The 22,258-nt window shown below is 72.3% G+C and carries 28 protein-coding genes; 18 read left to right on the top strand and 10 right to left on the bottom strand.

Going from position 1 to position 22,258, the window contains the following annotated elements; genetic code table 11:
- Positions 1-4: 4 nt before the first annotated feature.
- From VR894_RS18605 to VR894_RS18565, 9 genes are all read left to right on the top strand, one after another.
- Positions 5-610, top strand: coding sequence for a CDP-alcohol phosphatidyltransferase family protein (locus tag VR894_RS18605; protein WP_324653966.1), 606 nt, complete (start codon positions 5-7; stop codon positions 608-610).
- Complete coding sequence (locus tag VR894_RS18600) at positions 607-1,452, top strand: DUF881 domain-containing protein (RefSeq protein ID WP_324653964.1); 846 nt, start codon at positions 607-609, stop codon at positions 1,450-1,452. Before VR894_RS18605 ends, VR894_RS18600 begins: the two co-directional genes overlap by 4 nt.
- Before the next feature lie 62 nt (positions 1,453-1,514).
- Positions 1,515-1,847, top strand: a complete 333-nt coding sequence (locus tag VR894_RS18595) for a small basic family protein (protein ID WP_324653962.1) — start codon at positions 1,515-1,517, stop codon at positions 1,845-1,847.
- Positions 1,844-2,656 carry a DUF881 domain-containing protein gene (locus VR894_RS18590; RefSeq protein ID WP_324653961.1) on the top strand — a complete coding sequence of 271 codons (813 nt, stop codon included), beginning with the start codon at positions 1,844-1,846 and terminating at the stop codon, positions 2,654-2,656. The genes VR894_RS18595 and VR894_RS18590 overlap by 4 nt, the downstream gene beginning before the upstream one ends.
- A gap of 100 nt (positions 2,657-2,756) precedes the next feature.
- Complete coding sequence (locus VR894_RS18585; protein ID WP_324653960.1) at positions 2,757-3,206, top strand: FHA domain-containing protein; 450 nt, start codon at positions 2,757-2,759, stop codon at positions 3,204-3,206.
- Positions 3,207-3,289: 83 nt separating this feature from the next.
- Positions 3,290-3,958, top strand: coding sequence for a MerR family transcriptional regulator (locus VR894_RS18580; protein WP_324653958.1), 669 nt, complete (start codon positions 3,290-3,292; stop codon positions 3,956-3,958).
- Positions 3,959-4,031: 73 nt separating this feature from the next.
- On the top strand, positions 4,032-4,502 hold the full coding sequence (locus tag VR894_RS18575; RefSeq protein WP_324653956.1) for a bifunctional nuclease family protein: 471 nt from the start codon (positions 4,032-4,034) through the stop codon (positions 4,500-4,502).
- A gap of 257 nt (positions 4,503-4,759) precedes the next feature.
- Positions 4,760-5,278, top strand: a complete 519-nt coding sequence (locus tag VR894_RS18570; RefSeq protein ID WP_324653984.1) for a MerR family transcriptional regulator — start codon at positions 4,760-4,762, stop codon at positions 5,276-5,278.
- A 99-nt stretch (positions 5,279-5,377) separates the two neighbouring features.
- Positions 5,378-6,820 carry a DUF2510 domain-containing protein gene (locus tag VR894_RS18565; RefSeq protein ID WP_324653954.1) on the top strand — a complete coding sequence of 481 codons (1,443 nt, stop codon included), beginning with the start codon at positions 5,378-5,380 and terminating at the stop codon, positions 6,818-6,820.
- Between the two features lie 87 nt (positions 6,821-6,907).
- On the opposite strand, the gene VR894_RS18560 is transcribed toward VR894_RS18565, so the two are convergent.
- Positions 6,908-7,099: a hypothetical protein gene (locus tag VR894_RS18560; RefSeq protein ID WP_324653952.1), complete on the bottom strand. Its 192-nt coding sequence runs from the start codon at positions 7,097-7,099 to the stop codon at positions 6,908-6,910.
- Between the two features lie 112 nt (positions 7,100-7,211).
- Here VR894_RS18560 and VR894_RS18555 point away from each other — a divergent pair, with 112 nt between their 5' ends.
- From VR894_RS18555 to VR894_RS18545, 3 genes are all read left to right on the top strand, one after another.
- Positions 7,212-7,790, top strand: a complete 579-nt coding sequence (locus tag VR894_RS18555) for a CGNR zinc finger domain-containing protein (RefSeq protein WP_324653950.1) — start codon at positions 7,212-7,214, stop codon at positions 7,788-7,790.
- A 137-nt stretch (positions 7,791-7,927) separates the two neighbouring features.
- A complete protein-coding gene (locus VR894_RS18550) occupies positions 7,928-8,692 on the top strand; it encodes a DUF3626 domain-containing protein (RefSeq protein WP_324653948.1) in 765 nt (254 codons plus the stop codon).
- Positions 8,693-9,099: 407 nt separating this feature from the next.
- Positions 9,100-9,621: a hypothetical protein gene (locus tag VR894_RS18545; RefSeq protein WP_324653946.1), complete on the top strand. Its 522-nt coding sequence runs from the start codon at positions 9,100-9,102 to the stop codon at positions 9,619-9,621.
- 93 nt (positions 9,622-9,714) lie between these two features.
- Here VR894_RS18545 and VR894_RS18540 read toward each other — a convergent pair whose 3' ends face one another.
- Positions 9,715-10,644, bottom strand: coding sequence for a GNAT family N-acetyltransferase (locus tag VR894_RS18540; RefSeq protein ID WP_324653944.1), 930 nt, complete (start codon positions 10,642-10,644; stop codon positions 9,715-9,717).
- Between the two features lie 190 nt (positions 10,645-10,834).
- Between VR894_RS18540 and VR894_RS18535 the strand changes: the two genes are divergently transcribed.
- On the top strand, positions 10,835-11,074 hold the full coding sequence (locus tag VR894_RS18535) for a PspC domain-containing protein (protein ID WP_324653942.1): 240 nt from the start codon (positions 10,835-10,837) through the stop codon (positions 11,072-11,074).
- A gap of 10 nt (positions 11,075-11,084) precedes the next feature.
- On the opposite strand, the gene VR894_RS18530 is transcribed toward VR894_RS18535, so the two are convergent.
- A complete protein-coding gene (locus tag VR894_RS18530; RefSeq protein ID WP_324653940.1) occupies positions 11,085-11,720 on the bottom strand; it encodes a TetR/AcrR family transcriptional regulator in 636 nt (211 codons plus the stop codon).
- 78 nt (positions 11,721-11,798) lie between these two features.
- Here VR894_RS18530 and VR894_RS18525 point away from each other — a divergent pair, with 78 nt between their 5' ends.
- From VR894_RS18525 to VR894_RS18515, 3 genes are all read left to right on the top strand, one after another.
- Positions 11,799-12,092: a DUF4287 domain-containing protein gene (locus VR894_RS18525; RefSeq protein WP_324653939.1), complete on the top strand. Its 294-nt coding sequence runs from the start codon at positions 11,799-11,801 to the stop codon at positions 12,090-12,092.
- Positions 12,093-12,276: 184 nt separating this feature from the next.
- A complete protein-coding gene (locus VR894_RS18520; RefSeq protein ID WP_324653938.1) occupies positions 12,277-12,651 on the top strand; it encodes a hypothetical protein in 375 nt (124 codons plus the stop codon).
- A 113-nt stretch (positions 12,652-12,764) separates the two neighbouring features.
- The gene (locus VR894_RS18515) at positions 12,765-13,394 is read left to right on the top strand and encodes a hypothetical protein (protein WP_324653936.1); all 630 of its coding nucleotides are present in this window, start codon (positions 12,765-12,767) and stop codon (positions 13,392-13,394) included.
- A 148-nt stretch (positions 13,395-13,542) separates the two neighbouring features.
- Here the strand turns inward: VR894_RS18515 and VR894_RS18510 are convergent, their stop codons facing one another.
- The 4 genes from VR894_RS18510 to VR894_RS18495 form a co-directional block, all read right to left on the bottom strand.
- Positions 13,543-15,918 carry an excinuclease ABC subunit UvrA gene (locus tag VR894_RS18510; RefSeq protein ID WP_324653935.1) on the bottom strand — a complete coding sequence of 792 codons (2,376 nt, stop codon included), beginning with the start codon at positions 15,916-15,918 and terminating at the stop codon, positions 13,543-13,545.
- Between the two features lie 23 nt (positions 15,919-15,941).
- Positions 15,942-16,355 (bottom strand): VOC family protein, encoded by a 414-nt coding sequence (locus VR894_RS18505; protein ID WP_324653933.1) that lies wholly within the window; start codon positions 16,353-16,355, stop codon positions 15,942-15,944.
- 5 nt (positions 16,356-16,360) lie between these two features.
- Entirely contained in the window at positions 16,361-16,810 is a 450-nt protein-coding gene (locus VR894_RS18500) for a helix-turn-helix transcriptional regulator (protein WP_324653931.1), read from the bottom strand.
- Between the two features lie 179 nt (positions 16,811-16,989).
- Positions 16,990-17,319: a single-stranded DNA-binding protein gene (locus tag VR894_RS18495; RefSeq protein WP_324653929.1), complete on the bottom strand. Its 330-nt coding sequence runs from the start codon at positions 17,317-17,319 to the stop codon at positions 16,990-16,992.
- Between the two features lie 202 nt (positions 17,320-17,521).
- Between VR894_RS18495 and VR894_RS18490 the strand changes: the two genes are divergently transcribed.
- Positions 17,522-18,055, top strand: coding sequence for a hypothetical protein (locus VR894_RS18490; protein ID WP_324653928.1), 534 nt, complete (start codon positions 17,522-17,524; stop codon positions 18,053-18,055).
- Positions 18,056-18,188: 133 nt separating this feature from the next.
- Here VR894_RS18490 and VR894_RS18485 read toward each other — a convergent pair whose 3' ends face one another.
- Positions 18,189-19,139, bottom strand: coding sequence for an aldo/keto reductase (locus tag VR894_RS18485; RefSeq protein ID WP_324653982.1), 951 nt, complete (start codon positions 19,137-19,139; stop codon positions 18,189-18,191).
- 153 nt (positions 19,140-19,292) lie between these two features.
- Here VR894_RS18485 and VR894_RS18480 point away from each other — a divergent pair, with 153 nt between their 5' ends.
- The gene (locus VR894_RS18480; protein WP_324653926.1) at positions 19,293-19,643 is read left to right on the top strand and encodes an RNA polymerase-binding protein RbpA; all 351 of its coding nucleotides are present in this window, start codon (positions 19,293-19,295) and stop codon (positions 19,641-19,643) included.
- A gap of 135 nt (positions 19,644-19,778) precedes the next feature.
- On the opposite strand, the gene VR894_RS18475 is transcribed toward VR894_RS18480, so the two are convergent.
- Positions 19,779-20,537, bottom strand: a complete 759-nt coding sequence (locus VR894_RS18475; RefSeq protein ID WP_324653924.1) for a polyprenol monophosphomannose synthase — start codon at positions 20,535-20,537, stop codon at positions 19,779-19,781.
- The gene (lnt, locus tag VR894_RS18470) at positions 20,534-22,078 is read right to left on the bottom strand and encodes an apolipoprotein N-acyltransferase (RefSeq protein ID WP_324653922.1); all 1,545 of its coding nucleotides are present in this window, start codon (positions 22,076-22,078) and stop codon (positions 20,534-20,536) included. Before lnt ends, VR894_RS18475 begins: the two co-directional genes overlap by 4 nt.
- Between the last annotated feature and the right edge of the window lie 180 nt (positions 22,079-22,258).

Here is a 22,258-nt window from a genome sequence, read left to right as displayed (position 1 = left end):
CCACGTGACCACCGGGGACAAGACGGCACGCACGGCCGAGGAACGCGTGTGGACCGTCCCGAACGCCATCAGCCTCCTCCGTCTCGCCCTCATCCCCGTCTTCGCATGGCTGATCGTCTCCGGGCACGACGCCGCCGCACTCATCGTCCTCGCCGTCGCGGGTGCGTCGGACTGGGTCGACGGCTTCGTCGCCCGGCGCTTCAACCAGGCGAGCCGCCTCGGGCGCATGCTCGACCCGGCCGCCGACCGGCTCTACATCTTCGTCACGCTCATCGGGCTGGCCTACCGCGAGCTCGTGCCGTGGTGGCTGGTCATCGTCATCGTCGCCCGTGAGCTCGTCCTCGCCGGGACCATCCCGGTGCTCCTGCGCCACGGCTACGGGACGTTGCCGGTCCACATGGCCGGGAAGGCCGGCACCTTCTGCCTCATGTACGCCTTCCCGCTCCTGCTGGTCGCTTCCGTCCCTGGCGTCGTCGGCGAGGTCGCCTGGATGGTGGGGTGGGCGTCCGCCCTGTGGGGCGTCGGGCTGTACTGGTTCGCCTGCCTGCTCTACCTCGAGCAGGTGGCCCGGATCGTGGGTCGCGACCGCCGAGCGGCGAGTGCGGCATGAGCCGGACGCGCCCCGACGAGTCGATGACACTGCTGCGCGAGGTCATCGAACGGCCGCTGGACCCGGGATACGCCGAGGCGGCGCAGCGCCGCGCCGAGGGGTCGGCACCGGTGCTGCCGTGGTGGCGCAAGCTCATCATCCTCCTCGTGGCCGCCTCCCTGGGCACGGGTGCTGTCTGGGCCGCGCGCGAGCTGCGGGTGCCGAGCGAGACCGGCGGTGAGGCTCGCGCGCTGCTCCTGTCGCAGATCGAGGAGCGCGTGGACCGCGCGGAGCAGCAGCGTGAGGACAACGCCGACCTCGCCGCCGAGATCGACAGGATCCAGCAGGAGTCGCTGAGCAGCGACCCCGAGTTCCTCGACCGCGTGCGGCTGCTGACCCTCAGCGCCGGGGGTGCCCGGGTGCGTGGTCCGGGCCTGACCATCACGCTCGACGACTCCCGCGACGCGCAGGCCGGCGAGCCCGACTCCGACCTCGGCCGCGTCCAGGACCTCGACCTCCAGGTGGTGACGAACGCGCTGTGGTCCGCCGGCGCCGAGGCGGTGGCGATCAACGGCCACCGGCTCTCCAGCGTCAGCGCGATCCGCTCGGCGGGTCCCGCGATCCTCGTCGACCTCACCCCGCTCGCCCGGCCCTACGTCGTCGAGGCGGTGGGCGACCCCGACGACATGCGTGCGCGCCTCACCCGCAGCACCGGGGGCTCCCACCTGGACATCCTGCGTGAGTCCTTCGGTATCGCCGTGGAGATCGAGGAGGCCGAGGGACTCGTGCTCCCCGGGACCACCGCACGGACCCTGCGCCACGCCGAGCCGCTGGCGGCCGTCGGGACGCAGGACGACCGATGATGAGCACTCTGCCAGGCGGTCGGGGTCGACCCGGGCGAGCACCGAGTGAGGAGGAGCGCTGAATGTTCGCTGTCATCGGACTCGTCATCGGCGTCGTCGTCGGCGTCGTCGTGGAGCCGACGGTGCCCGCGGCGCTCCAGCCCTACCTGCCGATCGCCGTCGTCGCCGCTCTCGACGCCCTGTTCGGCGGCCTGCGGGCCTACCTCGACGGCGTGTTCGACGACCGTGTCTTCGTCGTCTCCTTCCTCTTCAACGTGCTCATCGCCGCCCTGCTCGTCTTCCTCGGTGACCAGCTGGGAGTCGGTGCCCAGATGACGACGGCGGTGGTCGTCGTGCTCGGCATCCGCATCTTCTCCAACGCGGCCTCCATCCGCCGCCACATCTTCAAGGCGTGAAGGCCGTGCAGCACCGCGCGCAGCCCGGGGACGACGGACCTCGGGCCGACGACGCCCCCACCGGAGAGGGGAGGGGAGCGGCGACGGCCGGCCCTGCCCGGCTGCGTCACCTCGCCCTGGGGCGCCACCCGCGCTGGGTGCACGTCGTCATCGTCCTGCTGTGCGTCGCGCTCGGCTTCGCCCTCGCCGTCCAGGTGCGCCAGACGCACGAGGACACCTACGCCTCGATGCGTCAGGACGACCTCGTCCGGCTGCTCGACGAGCTCAGCGTGCGCAACCGTGAGCTCACCGAGGAGGGGCTGACGCTGCGGCGCGAGCTCGCCGAGCTCGAGTCGGGCTCGAGCTCGCGCGCCGCTGCCCAGGAGGCGGCGGCCCAGCAGGCACAGGTCCAGGGCATCCTCGCCGGTGCGCTGCCCGTCGCGGGGCCGGGCATCGAGGTCGTCGTCCACGACCCGGGGGCCCAGCTCACCGCCCCGACGTTCGTCACCGTTCTCGAGGAGCTGCGCAACGCCGGAGCGGAGTCGATCGAGCTCAACGGCCAGCGCATCACGGCCTCCAGCTGGTTGGGCACCCGGACCGGGGGACTGGTCGTCAGCGGCGAGGAGATCACCCCGCCGTACATCTGGCGGGTCATCGGCGACCCGCAGACGCTCGCCGTCGCCCTCGACATCCCAGGCGGCGCGCTCGCCTCGATCAGGGCGGCCGGCGCCGCCGCCGAGGTCACGCAGCACGACCGGCTGGAGATCACCTCCGTGCGGCCGCTGAGCCAGCCGGAGTGGGCCACCCCGGTCCCGGTCGACGACCGCTGAGGGCGACCGGTCCACCACTGTCTGTCACACCCACCCCACGGGGAACTATGGTGGAGCCCTGAGCCGGGCAACCCGGCGGGCGCTGAGGGGAGTACACGCAATGGGAACCGAGCCGGAACCGCAGGACACGTCGAGTACAACAGCCCGGTTCGGAGCGATCGGGGCCACCGAGGAGACCGGGGCGCGCGCCGACGTCCCGCCGGACCTCGCGGCCATCGAGGGCCTGCCCCCGGGTCACGCGCTGCTCATCGTGCAGCGCGGCCCGACGGCGGGAGCCCGCTTCCTCCTCGACACCGAGCGCACCCTTGCCGGGCGCCACCCCACCGCGGACATCTTCCTCGACGACGTCACCGTCTCGCGCCGGCACGCGGAGTTCATCGCCCACGAGAACGGGTACGTCGTGCGTGACGTGGGCTCGCTCAACGGCACCTACGTCAACCGTGAGCGCATCGACTCCGCCGTGCTCAACGCGGGTGACGAGGTGCAGATCGGCAAGTACCGGCTCACCTACCACCCCAGCCCGAACCGCGGCGACGCCCCGGCCCCGTGACGTCGTCGGCACGCAGCGCAGCCGGGCGGGAGCCCGAGGAGGAGCCCCGGCCGTGGCCTCCCGGTGCCTCGACCGAGCCGTCGATGAGCATCGGCGCCGTCCTGTCGATCCTCCAGCCGGAGTTCCCCGCGGTCCGCATCTCCAAGCTCCGCTTCCTCGAGGAGCAGGGGCTGGTCACCCCGCGCCGCAGCGGCTCCGGCTACCGCATGTACAGCCAGGCCGACGTCGAGCGCCTCCGCTTCGCGCTGACCGCCCAGCGCGACTCCTTCCTCCCGCTGCGGGTCATCCGCGACCAGCTCGAGGACCTCGACGCCGGCCGACCCGTGGCGACGGCGCCGGGGACCCGCGTCGTGGCGCGGGACGGTGAGCTCGTGCGGCCGCGACCCTCCGCCCGCGTACGGGCCGAGGAGATCGCCGACCTCACCGGCGTCAGCCTCGCCGAGATCGAGGAGATCGCCGGGGCCGGCCTCATCGCCGCGGACGCGCGCGGCCGGTACCCCGGCCGGTCGGTGGACATCGTCCAGCACGCCGCAGCGCTGGCCCGCCAGGGCATCAGCCCGCGTCACCTGCGCACCGTCCGGAGCGCCGCCGAGCGGCAGGTCGACACGATCGAGCAGGTCGTTGCGCCCGAGCGGGCCCAGCGGTCGGGCGCCGGGCGGGAGCGCGCCGCCGCGCGGGCGCAGGAGCTCGGTGAGCTCTACGGCCGGCTGCACGCGGAGCTGCTCCGCGCGGCGATCGACGAGCTCGGCTGACGTCGCACCGCCTGCGCCCCACCGGCGAACCATCCGCGAGCACCGCACGCGCGATGGTCGTACCGTTGCCCGTATGCGAGAGATGGACGTGCTCGGCGTCCGGGTGAGCATCCCGGAGAACGAGGTCGTCGTCGTGCTCGCGGCCCGCGACGGGGGACGGGTGGTGCTGCCCATCGTCATCGGCCCGCGCGAGGGCGCCTCGATCGCCACGGCGCAGGCGGGGATCGTCCCGGAGCGTCCCCAGACCCACGACCTGTTCATCTCCGTGCTCGAGGCGACCGGGGTGAACCTGGAGGAGATCCGGGTGACCAAGCTCGAGCAGGGCACGTTCCACGCCGAGCTCGTGCTGTCCTCGGGCCAGCGGCTCGACTCCCGCCCCTCGGACGCGATCGCCCTGGCGCTGCGCGCTCGGTGCCCGGTGCTGTGCGACGAGGCGGTGCTCACCACCGCCGGGGTGGTGATGGACGCCGAGGACGAGGCCGACGTCGTCGCGGACTTCCAGGCGTTCCTGGAGAACGTGGAGCCGGAGGACTTCGAGGCCTGAGCGGTGGGTCCCGAGCCGGGGTCGACCCGCGCCACGAGGCCCGACTATGCCTCAAGTTGAGGTTGAGACACGCGAGGACGACACGCCGACGGCGCCGCGCCGCGCGTGTCGTTGACTGTGGTCTCGCCTGGTCATAGCGTGGGGGACATCAGGGCCGGAGCACATCTCGTGCGCGGCGTGGACGAACGGGAGTGCACGTGAGCGGCAGCGACGCAACGGCCGGCGCGGCGAGCGGGATCCCCCAGCGGGCGCAGGGGATGCTCTTCGGCGACTCCCTGCCGGACCTCGACACCGAGACGGGGTACCGCGGTCCCACCGCGTGCCGCGCCGCCGGCATCACCTACCGCCAGCTCGACTACTGGGCCCGCACCGGGCTGGTCGAGCCGAGCATCCGCAACGCGAGCGGGTCCGGCTCCCAGCGCCTCTACAGCTTCCGCGACATCCTCGTGCTCAAGGTCGTCAAGCGGCTGCTCGACACCGGGGTCTCCCTCCAGCAGATCCGGTCCGCCGTGCACCACCTGCACGAGCGCGGCGTGGACGACCTCGCCGGCATCACGCTGATGAGCGACGGCGCGAGCGTGTACGAGTGCACGAGCGCGGACGAGGTCATCGACCTCGTCCAGGGTGGTCAGGGTGTCTTCGGCATCGCGGTCGGCAGGGTGTGGCGCGAGGTCGAGGGCTCGCTGGCCGAGCTTCCGACCGAGCGTGCCGAGCGCGAGAGCACCGCCGTCGAGGACGAGCTCGCGCGCCGTCGTCGGGCACGCGACGCCGGCTGAGCTCGTCCGACCGCGGCACCCGCAGGTAGGGGAGATGTCCCCATCTCGACGGCGGGTCGTTGGTCATGAGGTGGTCACGGTCTCTCCTACCATCGGACCATGAGCAATCCCATCGCCGGTTGGTACCCGGACCCCTCAGGAGACCAGAGCAAGCTTCGTTACTGGGACGGCACGTCCTGGACCGAGCACTTCGCCCCCGCCCACGGCGCCGCCCAGGCCGCCGGCGGCACGCCGGAGCACTCCGGCACCGCGGGCCAGGACGGCGGGGCGGGCGAGCCTGAGTCGCCCACCGCCGCCGCGGACCACGGCGGACGGCCGACCGAGCAGCTCCCGGCGCAGCCCGGAGCGGGCCAGTCCGGCGCGACCGAGCAGTTCCCGGCGCAGCCCGGAGCCACGGCCGCCTACCCCGCGGCGCAGGGCCAGTCGCCCTACGGCCAGCAGGCGGGCTACGGCCAGCAGCCGGGCTACGGCCAGCAGCCGGGCTACGGCCAGCAGCCGGGCTACGGCCAGCAGCCGGGCTACGGCGAGCAGGCGAGTTACGGCCAGCAGGCGGGGGAGCAGGGCTACGGGCAGCAGCCGTACGGACAGTACCCGGGCAGCCAGCAGCCCTACGGCCAGTCGCCCTATGGCGCCCCGCAGGACCAGGGCTACGGCCAGCAGCCGGCCGGCACCGAGGGGGGCGGCTCGGGCAAGGGCCTCGTCATCGGCATCGTCGTCGCCGCCGTCGTCCTCATCGCCGCCGCCATCACGGCCGTCGTCCTGCTTCTCGGCGGGGACGACGAGCCGGAGCCGCGGACGGTGCCGACGAGCACGCCCACCCAGGCGGCCACCGAGGCACCGACGACCGACGCCCCCACGCAGGGCTCCACGCCGGACGCCAGCGAGGAGCCGACCGAGGCGCCCGCCGGGGCCGTCAGCGGTGGCGAGCTCGAGCTCGACGCGACCGTCGCCGGCTCCATCGCCCCGGGCGAGACGTGGACCGGGACACTGACCGTCGCCGACGCGACGCCCGTCGTGTTCGACGTCGTCGCCGAGAGCGGCGACCTCACCCTCGCTGTGACGGGCGGGGCCGTCGAGCTCGACAACGACGACCGCAGCCAGTTCATGAAGAGCGGCTCCGCGAGCTCCCTCGACCCGGCGGTCGGCGCCTACCTCGAGCCGGGGGAGTACCAGGTCGCCGTCTCGGCCTACAGCAGCTCCACCGGAGCCGACTTCACCGTCACGACGACGGCCGTGGACCTGGTGGCACCGGGCGACACCATCAGCGTCGAGAACGGACCCGACGAGAGCTGGGTCGCCGCCATCGAGCTGGCGGACCGTACGACCCTGGTCCTCGATGCCGTCTCGGCCGAGGGTGACGCGGTCCTCGGGGTCTTCACCGCGACCGGCGAGAGCGACGGAGCCGACGACAGCGACGAGGGAGCCGGATCCTCGCGCGACCCCTACCTGGAGATCGAGCTGCCTGCCGGCGTGCACTTCGTCAGCCTCGGTGACTACTGGGGCGAGCCGCTGGTCAGCGAGCTCAGCGTGACCGCGCAGTAGCACCCGGACCGGCCGACGCCGCCCCCGCACCGCGGGGGCGGCGTCGTCGTTCCCAGGCGCGTGCCTCGCCACCGTCCATGACGCGGCTCACAAGCGCCACAGCATCATCGTCGACCAGTGCTTCTCCAGTGCGCGGAGGAGCTCGGTGGCGCCGTGTGCCACCTCGCGGCCGACCCGGCGGACCGTGCCGCTGCGCGGACCGCCCGGTGTCCCACGGTCCGGGTGCGTCTCGACCGAACGGGCAGCTGCGCGGCCCGCGGGTCGCAGGGTCGTCGTCATGAGCGACACCTCTCGTTACACCACCAACAGGCGTTTGCTGGTGTAAGTGACGGTGGCACCACACCTCACACCTGTCAAGTGGGTATGCTGGTGTGAAGAGCGGGAGGTGACGATGGACGAGGGGCCCGACGTCCCACGTGGCGTGCGGCTGGTGCGCGACTTCGTCAACACCTACGAGCCGCAGGTGGACGAGGAGACGATCGCGACCGCGCGCGCGTTGGGGGAGTGGCTGGTCGGGCGGGGCGTCATCACGGACGGCGACGACCTGTCGGCGGCGGACGTCGAGCGTGCGACCACCGTGCGGGAGGGGCTGCGCCAGGTGCTGCTGGACCATGCCGGGCACGACGCCGACGACGCCGCGATCGACGCACTCAACCGCGAGCTCGCCGCTGCGCCCGTGCGCATGTCGTTCACGGGGGGCGGGCACCGGCTCGAAGCAGCGGCGGGGGAGCCGTGGCACCGCGCGCTGGCCGGACTGCTCGACGCCATCCGCATGAGCACGGAGGACGGGACCTGGACCAGGCTCAAGGTGTGCGCCCGCGACACCTGCCGGTGGGCCTTCTACGACTCGTCGCGCAACCAGGCCAGGCGATGGTGCTCGATGGCCGGCTGCGGGAACCACGTGAAGATGAAGCGGGCCTACGCGGCACGCAAGGAGCGGGAGTCCGGCGGCTCCCGGACCGCTCCGTGACCGGGCCCCGGCCGCGACCGGACGGCGCGTCAGGGCCGGCCGGCCAGGCGGCAGGAACGGCCGGGGCGGACGTCGGTGCTCACGGGCGCGTGTCTCAGCCCGCTGAGGACGGTCGACGCCGCGGGGGAGCCGTGCCGGTGTCGGCGGCGCGCGTCGCGGCCGTCACGCTGCAGTTCCATCCCGACTGGCCCCACCGCGGCGGGAAGGTCATCGAGTCGATGGCGGCGGACGGTCAGTACCGCTCGCAGTTCGCGACCGGCATCTCCAACGGAGGGCTGACCGCCTTTCCCGGTGGGGACCGCTGGCGCTGGGAGAGCCGCCTCTTCGCCGGCCGGTACGACCACGGGCTGCCGTCCGACCGACCCGTGTACGGGGCCTGGAACCGCAGGGCGGACCCGTACGGCGGTGCCATCCGGTTCGGGTCGTCATACGTCCGCCTTCGCCCGGAGGCGGTCACCCGGGCGACGTTCTGCTTCCCCGACTCCGTCCTGGAGCCGGTCGACGTCGGCGACGCGGCGCTGCTCCCGCACCTGTGCCGGATGGCCGACGAGTCGGGGTTCGACGACCTGGACGAGTGCGTCGAGGCGCACGTCCACGGCCCGGTCCGCTTCGACAGGGATGTCGAGGCCCTCGTCCTGGATCCGTGCTTCGTCGGGACGGACGTCGAGGCGACGGCGGAGCTGCTGGGGTGTGCGATCGAGTTCCATCCCGGCTTCCGGGCATCGCCGGACGTCCTCGACCCGGAGTACCGCGGTGCGCACATCGTCGATCTCGCGCGTTCGATCGGTGAGGAGCTGACGCCGAGGGTCATCGGCGACGCCGCGCGAGCCGGTCGTCATCCCGCGCAGTCGGTCAAGCAGGTGTGGCACTGCCTTGCCCGGTTCGGCAGGACCGCCCGGTGAGACGGGGAAGGGGGGACGCTCGATCCGCCGGGCCACCCGCAGGGTCGCCCACGGGGCTCGCGCGCCTCAAAATGACATAATGTGCATTATCGGCGTTGAGCCAACGGATGGTGGACCAGCGGAAGTGGCAGGAGATGCACGACTCCCGGTTCCTGGCCAGCACCTGAGTGCGGCACACCTAGCCCACTGCTCAAGACGGTGTGCTCGATCCGGGCGGCGCGCGTGAACCGACCTCATGAAGACGAGCCCGATCCCCGTCCTCGCCGAGATCCTCCGCTACAACACCGCCCACCCACCGCTAGATCTGCTGAGACGTGGACGCCCCGGGTGTTGCGGGAATCCCTTTCGCGCAGGCACGCCTGCTCATTCCACAGCAAGGAGACGCGCTGGGAAGACATAGTGAAGGTATGGAGAACCGCGCTCTGGCCGTCGCGGGAGGAATTGTCGCCTTCACCCTGACGACTGGTTGCGCCGGCTCAGCGCCCGACAACCCGGCCACGGCAGCCCGCAGCCCGAGCACGACCAGCACGGCAGGTCCGTCGGTGCAGCACGAGAACGGCAGCGTCATCCTGCTTTCGGCGGAAGTGGACGGCGTGATGGACGCGTCGCTCTCCGGCGTCATCGTCCGCACCGAGCCTGGATGCCTCGCACTCACGGACGACCCAACCGACATACCGGTGCTGTGGCCTCATGGGGCAACCCTCAGCGCGGATGGCATGAGCGTTGACGTTCCGGATTTCGGCACGGTCACCGTTGGCGATGAGGTCTGGGCGGGTGGTGGCTATATCAATCCCGGATCCGGCGAGCCGATAGTGCCAACGTTCCCGGAGGAGTGCGCGCCCAGCGGGGACACGAGTGTCGCGGCGCTGCAAGCGTTCACTGAGGGGCCACCACCATGGGACGTAGCTTCACCTGGGCCGCCCAGCTAAACCAGCGGGTGAGCGCCAAACCCGGGCAGACCCGGCGCGTATCACTCTGACGCGCGACGACGATCGGACGCTACCAGCGCCGCCGTCCGCACATCAGCCGTCCGCTGTCCGGGCCGCCGCGCCGTCGGCCCTTCCGCCCCGCTGCTCCCGGTCCTCCCCCTCGGTCGAAGGGCCGGTGTGCCACCACGTCGTCGTCGACGAAGGCCCGAACCCCATCCCCGTGTACAGCGCCTCGGCCGCCAGGGCCTCGAAGGAGACCTTCACCCGTTCAGCACCTCGGGCAGCCAGTCGCTCGAGCCCGGCGGCGAGCATCGCCCGCGCGAGGCCACGTCGCTGGAACCCGTCCTCGACGCGGACCAGCTCGACGAGCCCGACCTTCGTTCGCGGGTCGAACCAGTAGAGCGAGTAACCGGCAGTCTCACCGTCCGCCGTCTCGACGCAGAGGTCGAGCGCCGGGTCGTAGAGCGAGCACTCCCGCAGGCGCTCGGCCACGGTGTCACCGCTGCGGCGTCGCATCGGGTGGGGCGTTCCCGCACGCTGTGTGCGGTCGACGAGGACGAAGCCCGCTGCAGTCGGCACGACGGCGGGCCGGGTACTCGTGTCCATCCAGGCGGTGCCGTCCTGGTCGCCGGCGCTGAGGCCGGACCGCCGCGCGAGCTCACCGAACGTGCCGTCGTCGTCGTCCACCGGCACGTCGAACCCACGCGGCGCGTGCTGACCGGCGTGCGCAAGCGCCCGGCGCCACAGCTGCTCGACGTCGACGCCCTGGACGCCGGGGACCCGGACCGGGTCGCACTGCCACCTGCCGCCCGCCCAGCTGGTCACGACGACACCCGCAGCCGGGCCCTCGTCGTCGACCCAGAACAGCTGGTCGACCACGTCGGACCGCCGCGGACTGCGCCACCACCACTGGACGTCCGCGGCCTCCCACACCCCTGCCCTCGGATCCGCCAGGCGGGCCCGTTGCAGCAGCTCCGTCGCCAGCCGTAGTGCGGTACGTCCTGCCGCCCTGACCTCCCGCATGCGCTGCGCCTCCCTGGTCTCACCCGACCACCTCTCCCCGGTCCGGGTCCACCGCATTTCGACAGGTGTGGTCCCGCCGCGAGTCGGCCTGGCGCACGTGCCCACGACGACCGTGCCGTTCGCACACTCCGGGGCGAGTCAGGGTGATGCCGGATATCCCTGGCGCGGCGGTGAGCCATAGCGTGGCGCCATGCACTCCTTCTTCGAGACCATCCGACGCCTCGGCTTCCGCCGCGGCCCCGAGCGGATCCTCGGCGGCCTCGCCTCCGGGATCGCCCACCGCCTCGGCGCCAGCGTCGGGATCATCCGGCTGCTCGTGCTGCTCGCGTTCCTGCTCCCGGGCATCGGGCTCGGGCTCTACCTCGTCCTGTGGGCGCTGCTCCCCTGGCAGGACGGCAGCATCCCGCTCGAGCGGCTGCTCTCCCGGTGAGGTCTCGGCGTCACCCTGCGGCGTAGGCGCGCAGGAATGTTCGCGCACCGGCCCGGATGCTCGTCGCGACCTGTCGCTCGGTGACCGTGGCACCCGCGAACATCGCCTGGTTGCCCGGGATCCACAGCATGAGCCCGGCGAAGTGATGGGCAGCGAGCTCGGCGTCATCGACCTCGAGCAGGGCCCTGCTGTCCAGCACCTCCAGGCACCGGGCGACCGACGAGATCGTGCGGAGGAAGCCCCGCTCCCAGTACAGGCGTCCCAGCTCCGGAAACCGCGTCGCCTCGGCAATGACCAGTCTGCGCAGCTGCTGGACCTTCGCCGTGAGGATCGAGGCGGTGAACTGCTCCGCGAGGAGCATGACTCCGGCCTCGGCATCGGGCACCCGGCCCATCTCCTCGACCAGCGGCGCGAAGGGATCGACGACACGATCACACTCCTCGGTGATGAGTGCGACGAACACGCCCTCCTTGTCGCCGAACAGCCGGTACATCGTCTGCTTGGACACCGACGCGGCCGCTGCCAGCCGGTCGGTGGACGTCCCGACGTAGCCGTGAGCGACGAACTCCTCGAGCGATCGCTCGAGGATCTGCCGGCGCTTGGCATCGGACCCGTTCTCACTCCGCCGATGTGCCGCTGCAACCATCTGGACCTCCTCAGTACTGAACGGTACTGTACTCCACGAGACGGTACGTCAGGCCGTCCGTACCGAAAGGGTTGCCACATGTCGTTCCAGGCCTACCTCGACGCCATCGAGACGAAGACCGGACTCACGCCACGCCAGCTTCTCGACGAGGCCACCGCGCGGGGCTTCGGACCGGGAACCAAGGCAACGCCGATCATCCAGTGGCTCAAGGAGGATCACGACCTCGGCCGCGGTCATGCCATGGCGATGGTCCATGTCATCACCAAGGGCGACCGGATCAGCACGAAGCACGTCGGTTCCGACGGAAGCCACGCCGACGCCTCCGACCGGCTGTGGCTCGACGGCAAGGAGTCGATGCCGGCCGAATGGTGATTCCGGACGACCCGCCGCTCGAACGGTCCCGTACGGCCCGACGAGACCTCGCCGGCGGCTGCCACCCGAGCCTCGGTTCTACCCACCCGCTGACCGGCGGCCGGCCCGCTCTACGCCAGGACCTTCGCCCCTTCCATGACCTGGGGGCCGGACGTCTACTGGTGGGAACGGCAGGGAGGTGGAGGTGGAGTCACCGCACCTGACCAGCGCGGCAGTCGCCGCCGACGCGGCGTGGCCGCTGTCCCTGAGGCTCACGGAGCTCGCCGGGATGCTCAACCTCGAGCTGGCCGACCACCCCGTCTACGACGGCTGCAAGCTCCAGTGGTTCGACGACGACGTCCATGGCACGGGCATGCTCGCCTTCCTCTCCCGGCGCGGTGACCGGCGCGTGGACTACTACCAGCAGCCGGGACTCCGACTGGACCGGGACGGGTACCGGATCGGCGGCGGCACCGGCTCGTGGACGGAGTGCGACTTCGACGTCGCGCGGCTCGACGTCGCCCAGGACGGCGTCGACGCCGAGGCGAGGCGAGGTTCCGCGACATCGACGGGCGCCTGATCCATCTGCGGGTCGACGACCGTGACGGTCGCCGGCGCCGGCGCCGGCCCGCCCCGCTCCTGGCACCGGTCAGTGCGGCCATCGAGAAGCCCGCCGGCCTGCTGCTCGTGTGGATGCCCCGCTTCGACCTCGTCCGCGTCACCGACGCACCCCCGCTCATCCGTATCGACGGCAGCGACGCTGCTCCGGGCCGGCTGCCCGGGCGACGACTCCACCGTCGCCACCTCATCAAGTACGCCGCACCGCTGCTCAGCGTCGAGGTGAACCGTGAGCACCGTGGGCCGGGCAGGCCCGTACCCACCGGGGAGAGGCTCACCGTCACCGCCGAGGATGCCCTCACCGCGCTCGTCGCGGAGCGCGGCGACCACCGGGCACGGCTCGTCCTCGACCCCGCACTGCGGCCTCCGAATGCGTGGACGACGCCGCCGGGCCCCTCGACCGGCAGCGGCCGATGGCACGTCGAGGTGGACGGTGCCCGGCTGACCGGCGGGACGTGGTCGACGACAGGAACCGCGTCCGGCGTGCGGCTGCTGTTCGACGTCGACGAACGCTGGTGTCCCGGGCCCCTCCCCTGGCTCATGCGAGTCGTCACCACGGTCGTGCCGGTCTTCCGGCGGTGGCCAACCACCTACGCGTGGCGGTGCGAGGTCCGCCTCGACGGGACGGAGCCGACCACCTCGTCCCGCTGGCGGCGCACCGGACCGACCGCCGTCGACTCCTACCGACGCGCCACCGGCTCGTGACCCGAGGCGATCCACGACCGCCGCGGCGCTCAGCGCGCCGACGGCGCCGGCGGCGAGCACGAGGCCGAGGGACGTCCACCGCAGAGCTCGTCACTCAGCGGAGGACGTCGCCCGCCCCCTTGCCTCCCGCCGTCAGTTGAGCAGGAGCTCACGCCCCGACGTACGCGGCCAGGTGCTCCCCGGTCAGCGTGGAGCGGCTCGCCACCAGCTCGGCCGGTGGCCCCTCGAAGACCACACGTCCGCCGTCGTGCCCGGCGCCGGGACCGAGGTCGATGACCCAGTCGGCGTGGGCCATGACCGCCTGGTGGTGCTCGATGACGATGACGGTCTTGCCGGCGTCGACGAGGCGGTCGAGCAGCCCCAGGAGCTGCCGGACGTCGGCGAGGTGAAGGCCCGTCGTCGGTTCGTCGAGGACGTAGACCCCGCCCTTCTCCCCCATGTGGACCGCGAGCTTCAGCCGCTGGCGCTCGCCCCCGGACAGTGTGGTCAGCGGCTGGCCGAGGGTGATGTAGCCGAGGCCCACGTCGGAGAGCCGGTCGAGGATCTTGTGCGCGGCGGGTGTGCGCGCCTGGCCCTGCCCGAAGAACTCCTCGGCCTGGGCGACCGACATCTCCAGCACCTCGGCGATGTTGCGTCCGCCGAGCGTGTAGTCGAGCACCGCGGACTGGAAGCGGCGCCCCTCGCACTCCTCGCACATCGTCGTCACGGTGTCCATGAAGCCGAGCTCGGTGAAGATGACGCCGGCACCGTTGCACACCGGGCACGCGCCCTCGGAGTTCGGGCTGAACAGCGCGGGCTTGACGTCGTTGGCCTTGGCGAAGGCCTTGCGGATGGGCTCGAGCAGCCCCGTGTACGTGGCGGGGTTGGACCGCCGGGAGCCCTTGATCTGCCCCTGGTCGACGACGACGACGCCCTCGCGCGTTCCGAGGTTGCCGTGGATGAGGGAGCTCTTGCCGGAGCCGGCGACGCCGGTGACCACGGTGAGGACCCCGGTGGGGACGTCGACGTCGACACCGACGAGGTTGTTCTGCCGTGCCCCGCGAATCTCCAGGGCGCCGGTCGGCTCCCGGACGGCCTCCTTCAGTGCGACCCGGGGGTCGAGGTGCCGGCCGGTGAGCGTCTCGCTCCCCCGCAGCCCGTCGAGCGACCCCTCGTAGACGAGCTCTCCGCCGGCCGTGCCCGCTCCGGGCCCGAGGTCGACGACGTGGTCGGCGATCGCGATCGTCTCGGGCTTGTGCTCGACGACGAGCACCGTGTTGCCCTTGTCGCGCAGCTGGAGCAGCAGGGCGTTCATCCGCTCGATGTCGTGCGGGTGCAGGCCGATGGTGGGCTCGTCGAAGACGTAGGTGACGTCGGTGAGCGAGGACCCGAGGTGGCGGATCATCTTGGTGCGCTGCGCCTCGCCGCCGGACAGAGTGCCGGAGGGTCGGTCCAGGGACAGGTAGCCGAGCCCGATCCCGACGAAGGAGTCGAGCAGGTGGCGCAGGTTGGACAGCAGCGGGGCCAGGGAGGGCTCGTCCAGGTCGCGGACCCACGCCGCGAGGTCACTGATCTGCATCGCGCAGGCGTCGGCGATGCTGATCCCCCGGACCGTCGACCGCCGGGCGTGCTCCGCCAGCCGCGTCCCCTCGCAGTCGGGGCAGGTCTGGTAGACGACGGCACGGTCGACGAAGGCCCGGATGTGCGGCTGCATCGCGTCCCGGTCCTTGGCGAGCATCGACTTCTTGATCTTCGGGACCAGGCCCTCGTAGGTCATGTTCGCGCCGCCGACCGGGACCTTGGTGGGCTCCTTGTAGAGGAAGTCGTGTAGCTCGCGCTTGGTGTAGTCACGGATCGGCTTGTCCGGCTTGAGGAACCCCGACTCGCTGAACAGCTTGACGTACCACCCGTCCGGCGCGTAGCCCGGGACGGTGATGGCGCCCTCGGCGAGGGACTTGGAGTCGTCGTAGAGCTGGGAGAGGTCGATGTCGGTCACCGCGCCCCGACCTTCGCACCGCGGACACATGCCCCCGAGCTGGTTGAAGGTCGCCTTGACGGCCTTCTTCCCGCCGACCGAGATCGCGCCCGACGACGTCACGGAGGGCACGTTGAAGGAGAACGCGTTGGGCGACCCGACGTGTGGCTCCCCCAGCCGGCTGAAGAGCATCCGCAGGAAGGCGTTGGCGTCGGTGACGGTCCCGACCGTGGACCGCGGGTTGGCACCCAGGCGCTCCTGGTCGACGATGATCGCCGTGGTCAGGCCCTCGAGGACGTCGACGTCGGGGCGTGCCTGCGTGGGCATGAAGGTCTGGAGGAAGGTGCTGTAGGTCTCGTTGATCAGCCGCCGCGACTCGGCGGCGATCGTGTCGAAGACCAGTGAGCTCTTCCCCGAGCCGGACACGCCCGTGAACACCGTGAGCCGGCGTTTGGGGATGTCGACGTCGATGCCCTTGAGGTTGTTCTCCCGGGCCCCCTGGACCCGGATGACGTCGTGGGTGTCCGCTGCCCGTCCGGCCGTCACCGCGGAGTCTGTCGTCGTGGCCATGCGTGTCGTGTCTCCGTCTCGGGTCAGGGAACCTGCTGAAGGCGGACGGTGTTGCCCGCCGGGTCACGGAAGGCGCAGTCACGCCTGCCCCAGTCCTGGTCGGTGGGCTCCTGCATGACCTCGACGTCGGCGGCCCCCTGGACGCGCTCGAAGGCGGCGTCGACGTCGGCGGTGGCCAGCATGATGCTGGCGAAGGTGCCCTTGGCCATCATCTCGGCGATGGTGCGCTGCTCGTCCTCGGTGATGCTCGGGTCGGCGGTCGGGGGGTAGAGCACGATCGAGGTGCCGGGCTGGTCGGGCGGGCCGACGGTGATCCAGCGCATGGTGCCCTGGCCGACGTCCTGGCGGACCTCGAAGCCCAGGGCGTCGCGGTAGAACGCGAGGGACGCCTCCGGGTCGGTGGTGGGAAGGAAGCTGGAGTGAATGGTGATGTCCATGGCCGTCACGCTAGTTGCGCCGCGGCGCCGCGGGCTTCTTGATTCCTGACCGGTCTGGTCACGCGCTTGACGACGCAGGGCGGGATGCCTGCGGTCGCGTCGGCGGCGCGGCGCCGGTAGACGCTGGGCGGCATGCCGACCAGCTCGGTGAAGCGGGTGCTGAAGGTGCCCAGGGAGGAGAAGCCGACAGTGAAGCACACCTCGGTGACGCTCAGCTCCCCCCGGCGCAGCAGGGTCATCGCCCGCTCGACGCGGCGCGTCATGAGGTAGGAGTACGGCGACTCACCGTACGCGCGGCGGAACTGCCGGCTCAGGTGCCCGGCGGACATGTGCACGCCGCGCGCGAGGGCCTCGACGTCGAGCGGCTGCGCGTACTCCCGGTCGATCCGGTCACGTACGCGACGCAGCAGCGCGAGGTCGCGCAGTCGCTGCTCCGGGACGGGTGTGCCGGTCATGGCGTGATGGTGCCACGCCCCTCCGACATTGCCTAGGGTGCCGAGTCGGCTGCCCGCCACTGCTCACGGCACGTCCCGGCGACCTCAGTCGGCCGCGCGTCTCGCTCGCGCGCGTGCGCGGGCCACGGCCTCGCGCTCCCGCTTCTCCGCCGCGACGCCGCCGGTCACCGCCCGTGTCGCTAGCCCGGGACGCGACGCAGACGCTGGGCCTCCACCTCGTACCGGGAGGCACGACCGGCGCCGGCGACGAAGAACCGTCGGCGCAGCGCCCCCTCGACCGCGACGACGACGCCCTCCTCCAGACGCCCCGCCACACGTCGCGTGCGCCCGCTCCAGCAGGCGACGTCGATGGTGTCCACCCGTGGCCGTCCGGGCGCCGGGTCCTGTCGGGGCACGACGAGCCGGAAGGTCGCCAGGTGGTCCCCGCTGGGCAGCTCCCGCGCGACAACCTCACCGCTCACCCGCCCGATGAGACGGACGACGTTGTGCCCGATGCGCTCGTCCTCCATGGCCGCTCCTCTCCGTGCCCGAGCATGCCGGTCCCCGCCCACGCGCTGCGGCGACGGCGGACCGCCTGTGGACCGGGCTCCGCGAGCCCGTCGCCGTGCAGCAGCGCCGGCGCTGCCGCACAGGGGTCGGCCACCGCGCCACGGTCCACAGCAGCCGACGCCGGGCCCCGCACCAGCGGAGCGGTCCTGTGACGGTGTGCCCATGACAACCGACGACACCGTTCGCTCCACGACGACGGACCGGTGGGGGCGCCCGGTCCTCGACGGCGAGGCCCGCTACGGCCCGCTCGACGGCGAGGACTCCTCCTGGCCCGCCAGCCCGATGCTCGTGCTCGACGACGAGGACGTCGTCACCTGTGCCACGGAGTTCTGCCGCGCGTTCAGCAGCGAGTACTTCTTCACCATCTGGCTGCTCGCCGTCGACGCGTCCGGCTGGACCACCAAGGCCGCTGCCGAGCTGCTCGACATGCCCCAGCGGCCGCCGCCGGCCGGGGCACGTCACATCGTCCGGAAGGCCGCCGGAGGCCTCACGGCCGCGAGCCCGGGGTGCTCCCTCGTCGTCGCGATCGCCGACCCCGACGGCGGGGACCACGCTCCCCGCGAGGTCGCCTGGACGCGCGCGGTGCTCGACGCCGCCGAGGAGTGCGGGCTCACCGTGCGCGGCGTCGTCGCGGTCGGAGCGCACCGTTCGCGGTTGCTGCACTCAGCGGGACACGTCGACCGTGGACGTCGCTGACGGCGCGGCGCGGGACGCGGGCGAGCCCGGCCTGCGACGTCATCCGGGACGGCGGCGCGCACCCTCGCGCCGACGGGCCGTCATCGAGCACGGCACCGCCGGGTGAGCACACCGTGGGTGGCGACGGAAGCGCTCAGCCGGCAGGGCTGGGCGACGCCTCGTCGATCGCGACCAACGTCTCGGGGCCGGGCTCCCACAGCCCGGCGGCCACGTTCGCGCGCACCTGCTCCGGCGTCCGGGCGCCCGCGATGACGCTCGCCACGCCCGGCTGGGCGGCGAGTCCGCCCATCGCGAGGGTGAGCAGCGACACCCCCGCCTGCTCGGCCACGGCCCGGAGGGCCTCGATCCGGTCGAAGTCCGCGGCCTCGAGCCGTTCCGGCTTGTGCTCGAGGCGGCTGCCGGCGGGAGCCGGCTCCCCACGGCGGTACTTGCCGGTGAGCAGCCCCGAGGCGAGCGGCCAGTACGGCAGGATGCCGGCACCGACGTGAGCCGCAGCAGGGACGACCTCCGCCTCGATGCCACGCGCCAGCAGCGAGTACTCGTTCTGCACCGAGATGAACGGGGTGAGGCCCTCGCTGCGCGCCGTCCAGTCCGCGTCGACGAGCTGCCAGCCGGTCACGTGCGAGCACCCGACGTACAGCACCTTGCCCTCCCGGACGAGCTCGTCGAGCGCACCGAGGGTCTCCTCGAGGGGCGTGACGGGGTCGAGGCGGTGGAGCTGGTACAGGTCGATGCGGTCGGTACGCAGGCGCCGCAGGGAGCCCTCGACGGCGCGGCGGATGTACCTGCGCGAGCCACGCACCCCGTAGTCCTCGCCGTTGAGGCCACCGGTGTCCATGCCGAACTTCGTGGCGACGACGACGTCGTCGCGCCGCCCGGCCAGTGCCGCCCCCAGCAGCTCCTCGCCCTGACCCGGCTCGCCCCCGTAGGTGTCGGCGGTGTCGAACAGGGTGATACCTGCCTCAATCGCCTCCCCCACCACGCGCGGGACGTCCTCCGGCGGTAAGGTCGCCCCGAAGCTGTTGCACCCGAGGCCGACGGCGGACACGACCAGACCGCTGGGGCCCAGCTGGCGATAAGTCATCTCAGTCACACCGGCACCCTATCGGCGGGACGGGCTGCTGGACCTTCACAGGACGTTCACCGCGACCGTGGAACAACTCGGCACGATCGGTCGTTGGGACCAGTAGAAGCTTGCACACCGGCGCGCCGCAGCGCGCCCGAGAGGAGACGCGTCATGGCAGATCGATCACTGCGTGGAGTCGGGATCGGCGCGAAGAGCCTGGAGAGCGAGGTCGGAGTCCAGTACGCCGACCGCACCGAGGCCCACTACGAGTGCCCCAACGGACACACCATCGTCCTGCCCTTCGCGGCGGACGCGGAGATGCCCGCACTGTGGGAGTGCCGGTGCGGTGAGGAGGCGCTGCTGCGCGACGCCAGCCGCCCCGAGCCCACGAAGCCGGTGAAGAAGCCCCGCACCCACTGGGACATGCTGCTCGAGCGCCGCACCATCCCCGAGCTCGAGGAGCTGCTCGCCGAGCGGCTGGAGCTGCTCCGCAGCGGCCAGCTCCGCAGGCGCAGCGCCTGACAGATCCACCGAGACGGCCCGCAGGCACCGCCTGCGGGCCGTCTCGCGTGCCGGGACGCTCGCCGGCCCGGTTCCACGCGCGGTCGGAGTCCGCGTGCGAGCCCGGCGCCGTGGCAGGGACCCGCAGCGGACGGTTCAGCGTCGCGGCGGCAGGACGCGGCGGACCAGCCCCGCGAGCTGCCTGCCACGGTGCGCCAGGCCCCACGAGGTCGTCCGGACGAGCGCCTCGGTGATGATCGACCGGCTCATCTTCGACACGCCCTCGGTGCGCTCGACGAAGCTGATCGGCACCTCGGCGACCCGGCCGCCGGCGCGGTGCACCCGCCACGTCATGTCGACCTGGAAGCAGTAGCCCTGGGACTCGATCTCCTCGAGCGGCAGCGCCGCGAGCGTGGGGGCGCGGAAGACCCGGAAGCCTGCCGTCGCGTCCCGGACCGGCAGGCCGAGCGCCAGCCGCACGTAGGTGTTCGCGCCGCGGGAGAGCAGCTCGCGGTGACGCGGCCAGTTGACCACCTCTCCCCCGGGCACCCAGCGGGAGCCGATGACCAGGGCCGGAGCATCGGGGCGCCGCACCCGTGCCAGGAGGGCGGGCAGCTGCTCGGGCTGGTGCGAGCCGTCGGCGTCCATCTCGACGACGAGGTCGTAGCCCCGCTGGAGTGCCCACTGGAAACCCGCGACGTACGCCCGCCCGAGCCCCTGCTTGCCCGGCCGGTGGAGGACGTGGATCCGCTCGTCCCTGGCGGCTGCTGCGTCGGCGACGGCGCCCGTGCCGTCGGGGCTGTTGTCGTCGGCCACGAGGATGTCGGCGTCGGGCACGGCCCGCCGGGTGCGTTCCAGGGCCGACGGCAGCGACTCCCGCTCGTCGAACGTCGGGATGATGACGAGCGTCCTCACCGGGCCCTCCGTCCGCGCCGGGCGATGGTGGCACCCGTTCCCGCGACGACCAGGACGACGGCGAAGGCCGCCACGGTCACGGTCGGCCAGACGCCGAGCCGGTCCGCCACCGTCAGGGAGGTGCGCAGGGGCAGGCTGGCGACGAAGCGGTCCGCGGTGAACAGTCCGGAGGACTGGGTGACGACACCGTTGGGGGCGACGATGCCGGAGATGCCGACGGTGGAGATCTGCACCGTCGAGCGCCCGTGCTCGACAGCCCGGAAGACCGACATCGCCAGCTGCTGGGAGGACTCCTGGGTGTACCCGAACGAGGCGTTGTTCGTCGGGATGACGAGCAGCTCACCCCCGGCGAGGACGGAGTCGCGGATGAGGTCGGCGTAGGCGACCTCGAAGCAGATCCCGACCGCGAGGTCGACGACCCGGCCGAGCCGGGCACTGTCGAGCTCGACGACGCCGACCTCCTCACCGGGCAGCATGTCGATCGACACGAGGTCGACGGCGTCGGTCACCATGCGTGCGACCTCCCGCAGCGGGATGTACTCGGCGAACGGTGCGGGCCGCTGCTTGGCGTAGACGTCGACCTGTCCCTCACCGGGCGCCCAGAGGATGGCCTCGTTGTACCGGTGGTTGTCGGTGTACCGCTGACCTCCGACGAGGATGGGAGCACCGACGGCGGTCGCGGCCCGCTCCACCAGCTGCCCAGCCTCCGCGTCGACGCGGGGATCGATGTCGGTGGAGTTCTCGGGCCAGAGCACCACGTCGAGCTCCCCCGGCTCGACCTCCTCGAGGAGTGCCTCCGTCCCGGTCACGTGTCGCTCGAGCACGTCGCGGCGGACGGCGAAGGCGTCCAGGCCCGGCCCCGGGACGTTGCCCTGCACGGCACCGACCCGCAGCGTGCCGGACTCGGCGCGCGTGTCGACGGGAACGACCAGGCCGACGCCGACGAGCCCGGCAGCGACGACGACGGCGCCGCTCGCCCGCCCGACACGGGCGTGCCGCAGGTGCGCGAAGGCCAGGGCGACGAGCGCGCCGACGGCGACCACGACACCGCTGACGAGGGTCTCACTGCCGAGCGACGCCAGCCGCAGCAGCGGCCCGGTGGTCTGGGAGAAGGCGAGCTTGCCCCACGGCATGCCGCCGAAGGGCACGAGGCCGCGCGCGGTCTCGGTGGCCACCCACAGGCTCGCGACGGCGACGACGGCCAGTGCGGGGTGGCGCTCGACCGGCCCCCAGCGCCGGACCAGCACCCACGCCGCGGCGAACACCGCGACGAACCCGGCCTCCGCGATGCCGAGGAGCACCCACGGCGCCGCCCCGGCGGCCTCCTCGGCCCACCACAGGTGGATGAGGAAGAAGACCGCACCCCACAGCCACCCGTACGCCAGTGCCCGCGGGACGGTCGCGCCGCCCAGCGCGAGGAGCAGCAGCGCGATGCCGACGGGGGCCAGCGGCCACCACGAGCGTCCCGGGAACGCCGCTTCGGTGGTCAGAGCGCCGAGGATGCACAGGAGCATGGCGACAGAGGGGCGACGCGGGGGCACCCGACAAGGATAGGTGCCCGGCCGGGCACTCCCGGCCCCGAACGTGACCGACCCGCGTGTCCTTCGGACCGCAGCTGCGGGGCAGCTGCGTTATCTACTGAACACGCGGGTCTGGCCACTGTCCGCCGCGGCGTTTCCCGACCCGCTGTGGAGGTGGGTGCGCGCCGGCGGTATGGGACC

The organism is Georgenia sp. H159 (assembly GCF_035607575.1).
Lineage (GTDB): Bacteria > Actinomycetota > Actinomycetes > Actinomycetales > Actinomycetaceae > Oceanitalea.
Note: the sequence above shows the minus strand (reverse complement) of the source record. Positions and strands in the feature narration are given on the sequence as shown.

What these genes read in the sequence shown, in the direction of transcription:
- VR894_RS18585 (WP_324653960.1), top strand. Translation starts at nt 2,757, where the DNA reads ATGGGAACCGAGCCGGAACCGCAGGACACGTCGAGTACAACAGCCCGG.
- VR894_RS18515 (WP_324653936.1), top strand. Translation starts at nt 12,765, where the DNA reads ATGCCCCGCTTCGACCTCGTCCGCGTCACCGACGCACCCCCGCTCATC.
- VR894_RS18560 (WP_324653952.1), bottom strand. Translation starts at nt 7,099, where the DNA reads ATGACGACGACCCTGCGACCCGCGGGCCGCGCAGCTGCCCGTTCGGTC.
- VR894_RS18530 (WP_324653940.1), bottom strand. Translation starts at nt 11,720, where the DNA reads ATGGTTGCAGCGGCACATCGGCGGAGTGAGAACGGGTCCGATGCCAAG.
- VR894_RS18595 (WP_324653962.1), top strand. Translation starts at nt 1,515, where the DNA reads ATGTTCGCTGTCATCGGACTCGTCATCGGCGTCGTCGTCGGCGTCGTC.
- VR894_RS18570 (WP_324653984.1), top strand. Translation starts at nt 4,760, where the DNA reads ATGCTCTTCGGCGACTCCCTGCCGGACCTCGACACCGAGACGGGGTAC.
- VR894_RS18485 (WP_324653982.1), bottom strand. Translation starts at nt 19,139, where the DNA reads ATGACTTATCGCCAGCTGGGCCCCAGCGGTCTGGTCGTGTCCGCCGTC.
- VR894_RS18505 (WP_324653933.1), bottom strand. Translation starts at nt 16,355, where the DNA reads ATGGACATCACCATTCACTCCAGCTTCCTTCCCACCACCGACCCGGAG.
- VR894_RS18580 (WP_324653958.1), top strand. Translation starts at nt 3,290, where the DNA reads ATGAGCATCGGCGCCGTCCTGTCGATCCTCCAGCCGGAGTTCCCCGCG.
- VR894_RS18510 (WP_324653935.1), bottom strand. Translation starts at nt 15,918, where the DNA reads ATGGCCACGACGACAGACTCCGCGGTGACGGCCGGACGGGCAGCGGAC.
- VR894_RS18545 (WP_324653946.1), top strand. Translation starts at nt 9,100, where the DNA reads ATGGAGAACCGCGCTCTGGCCGTCGCGGGAGGAATTGTCGCCTTCACC.
- VR894_RS18565 (WP_324653954.1), top strand. Translation starts at nt 5,378, where the DNA reads ATGAGCAATCCCATCGCCGGTTGGTACCCGGACCCCTCAGGAGACCAG.
- VR894_RS18490 (WP_324653928.1), top strand. Translation starts at nt 17,522, where the DNA reads ATGACAACCGACGACACCGTTCGCTCCACGACGACGGACCGGTGGGGG.
- VR894_RS18480 (WP_324653926.1), top strand. Translation starts at nt 19,293, where the DNA reads ATGGCAGATCGATCACTGCGTGGAGTCGGGATCGGCGCGAAGAGCCTG.
- VR894_RS18555 (WP_324653950.1), top strand. Translation starts at nt 7,212, where the DNA reads ATGGACGAGGGGCCCGACGTCCCACGTGGCGTGCGGCTGGTGCGCGAC.
- VR894_RS18535 (WP_324653942.1), top strand. Translation starts at nt 10,835, where the DNA reads ATGCACTCCTTCTTCGAGACCATCCGACGCCTCGGCTTCCGCCGCGGC.
- VR894_RS18600 (WP_324653964.1), top strand. Translation starts at nt 607, where the DNA reads ATGAGCCGGACGCGCCCCGACGAGTCGATGACACTGCTGCGCGAGGTC.
- VR894_RS18495 (WP_324653929.1), bottom strand. Translation starts at nt 17,319, where the DNA reads ATGGAGGACGAGCGCATCGGGCACAACGTCGTCCGTCTCATCGGGCGG.
- VR894_RS18500 (WP_324653931.1), bottom strand. Translation starts at nt 16,810, where the DNA reads ATGACCGGCACACCCGTCCCGGAGCAGCGACTGCGCGACCTCGCGCTG.
- VR894_RS18575 (WP_324653956.1), top strand. Translation starts at nt 4,032, where the DNA reads ATGCGAGAGATGGACGTGCTCGGCGTCCGGGTGAGCATCCCGGAGAAC.
- VR894_RS18540 (WP_324653944.1), bottom strand. Translation starts at nt 10,644, where the DNA reads ATGCGGGAGGTCAGGGCGGCAGGACGTACCGCACTACGGCTGGCGACG.
- VR894_RS18525 (WP_324653939.1), top strand. Translation starts at nt 11,799, where the DNA reads ATGTCGTTCCAGGCCTACCTCGACGCCATCGAGACGAAGACCGGACTC.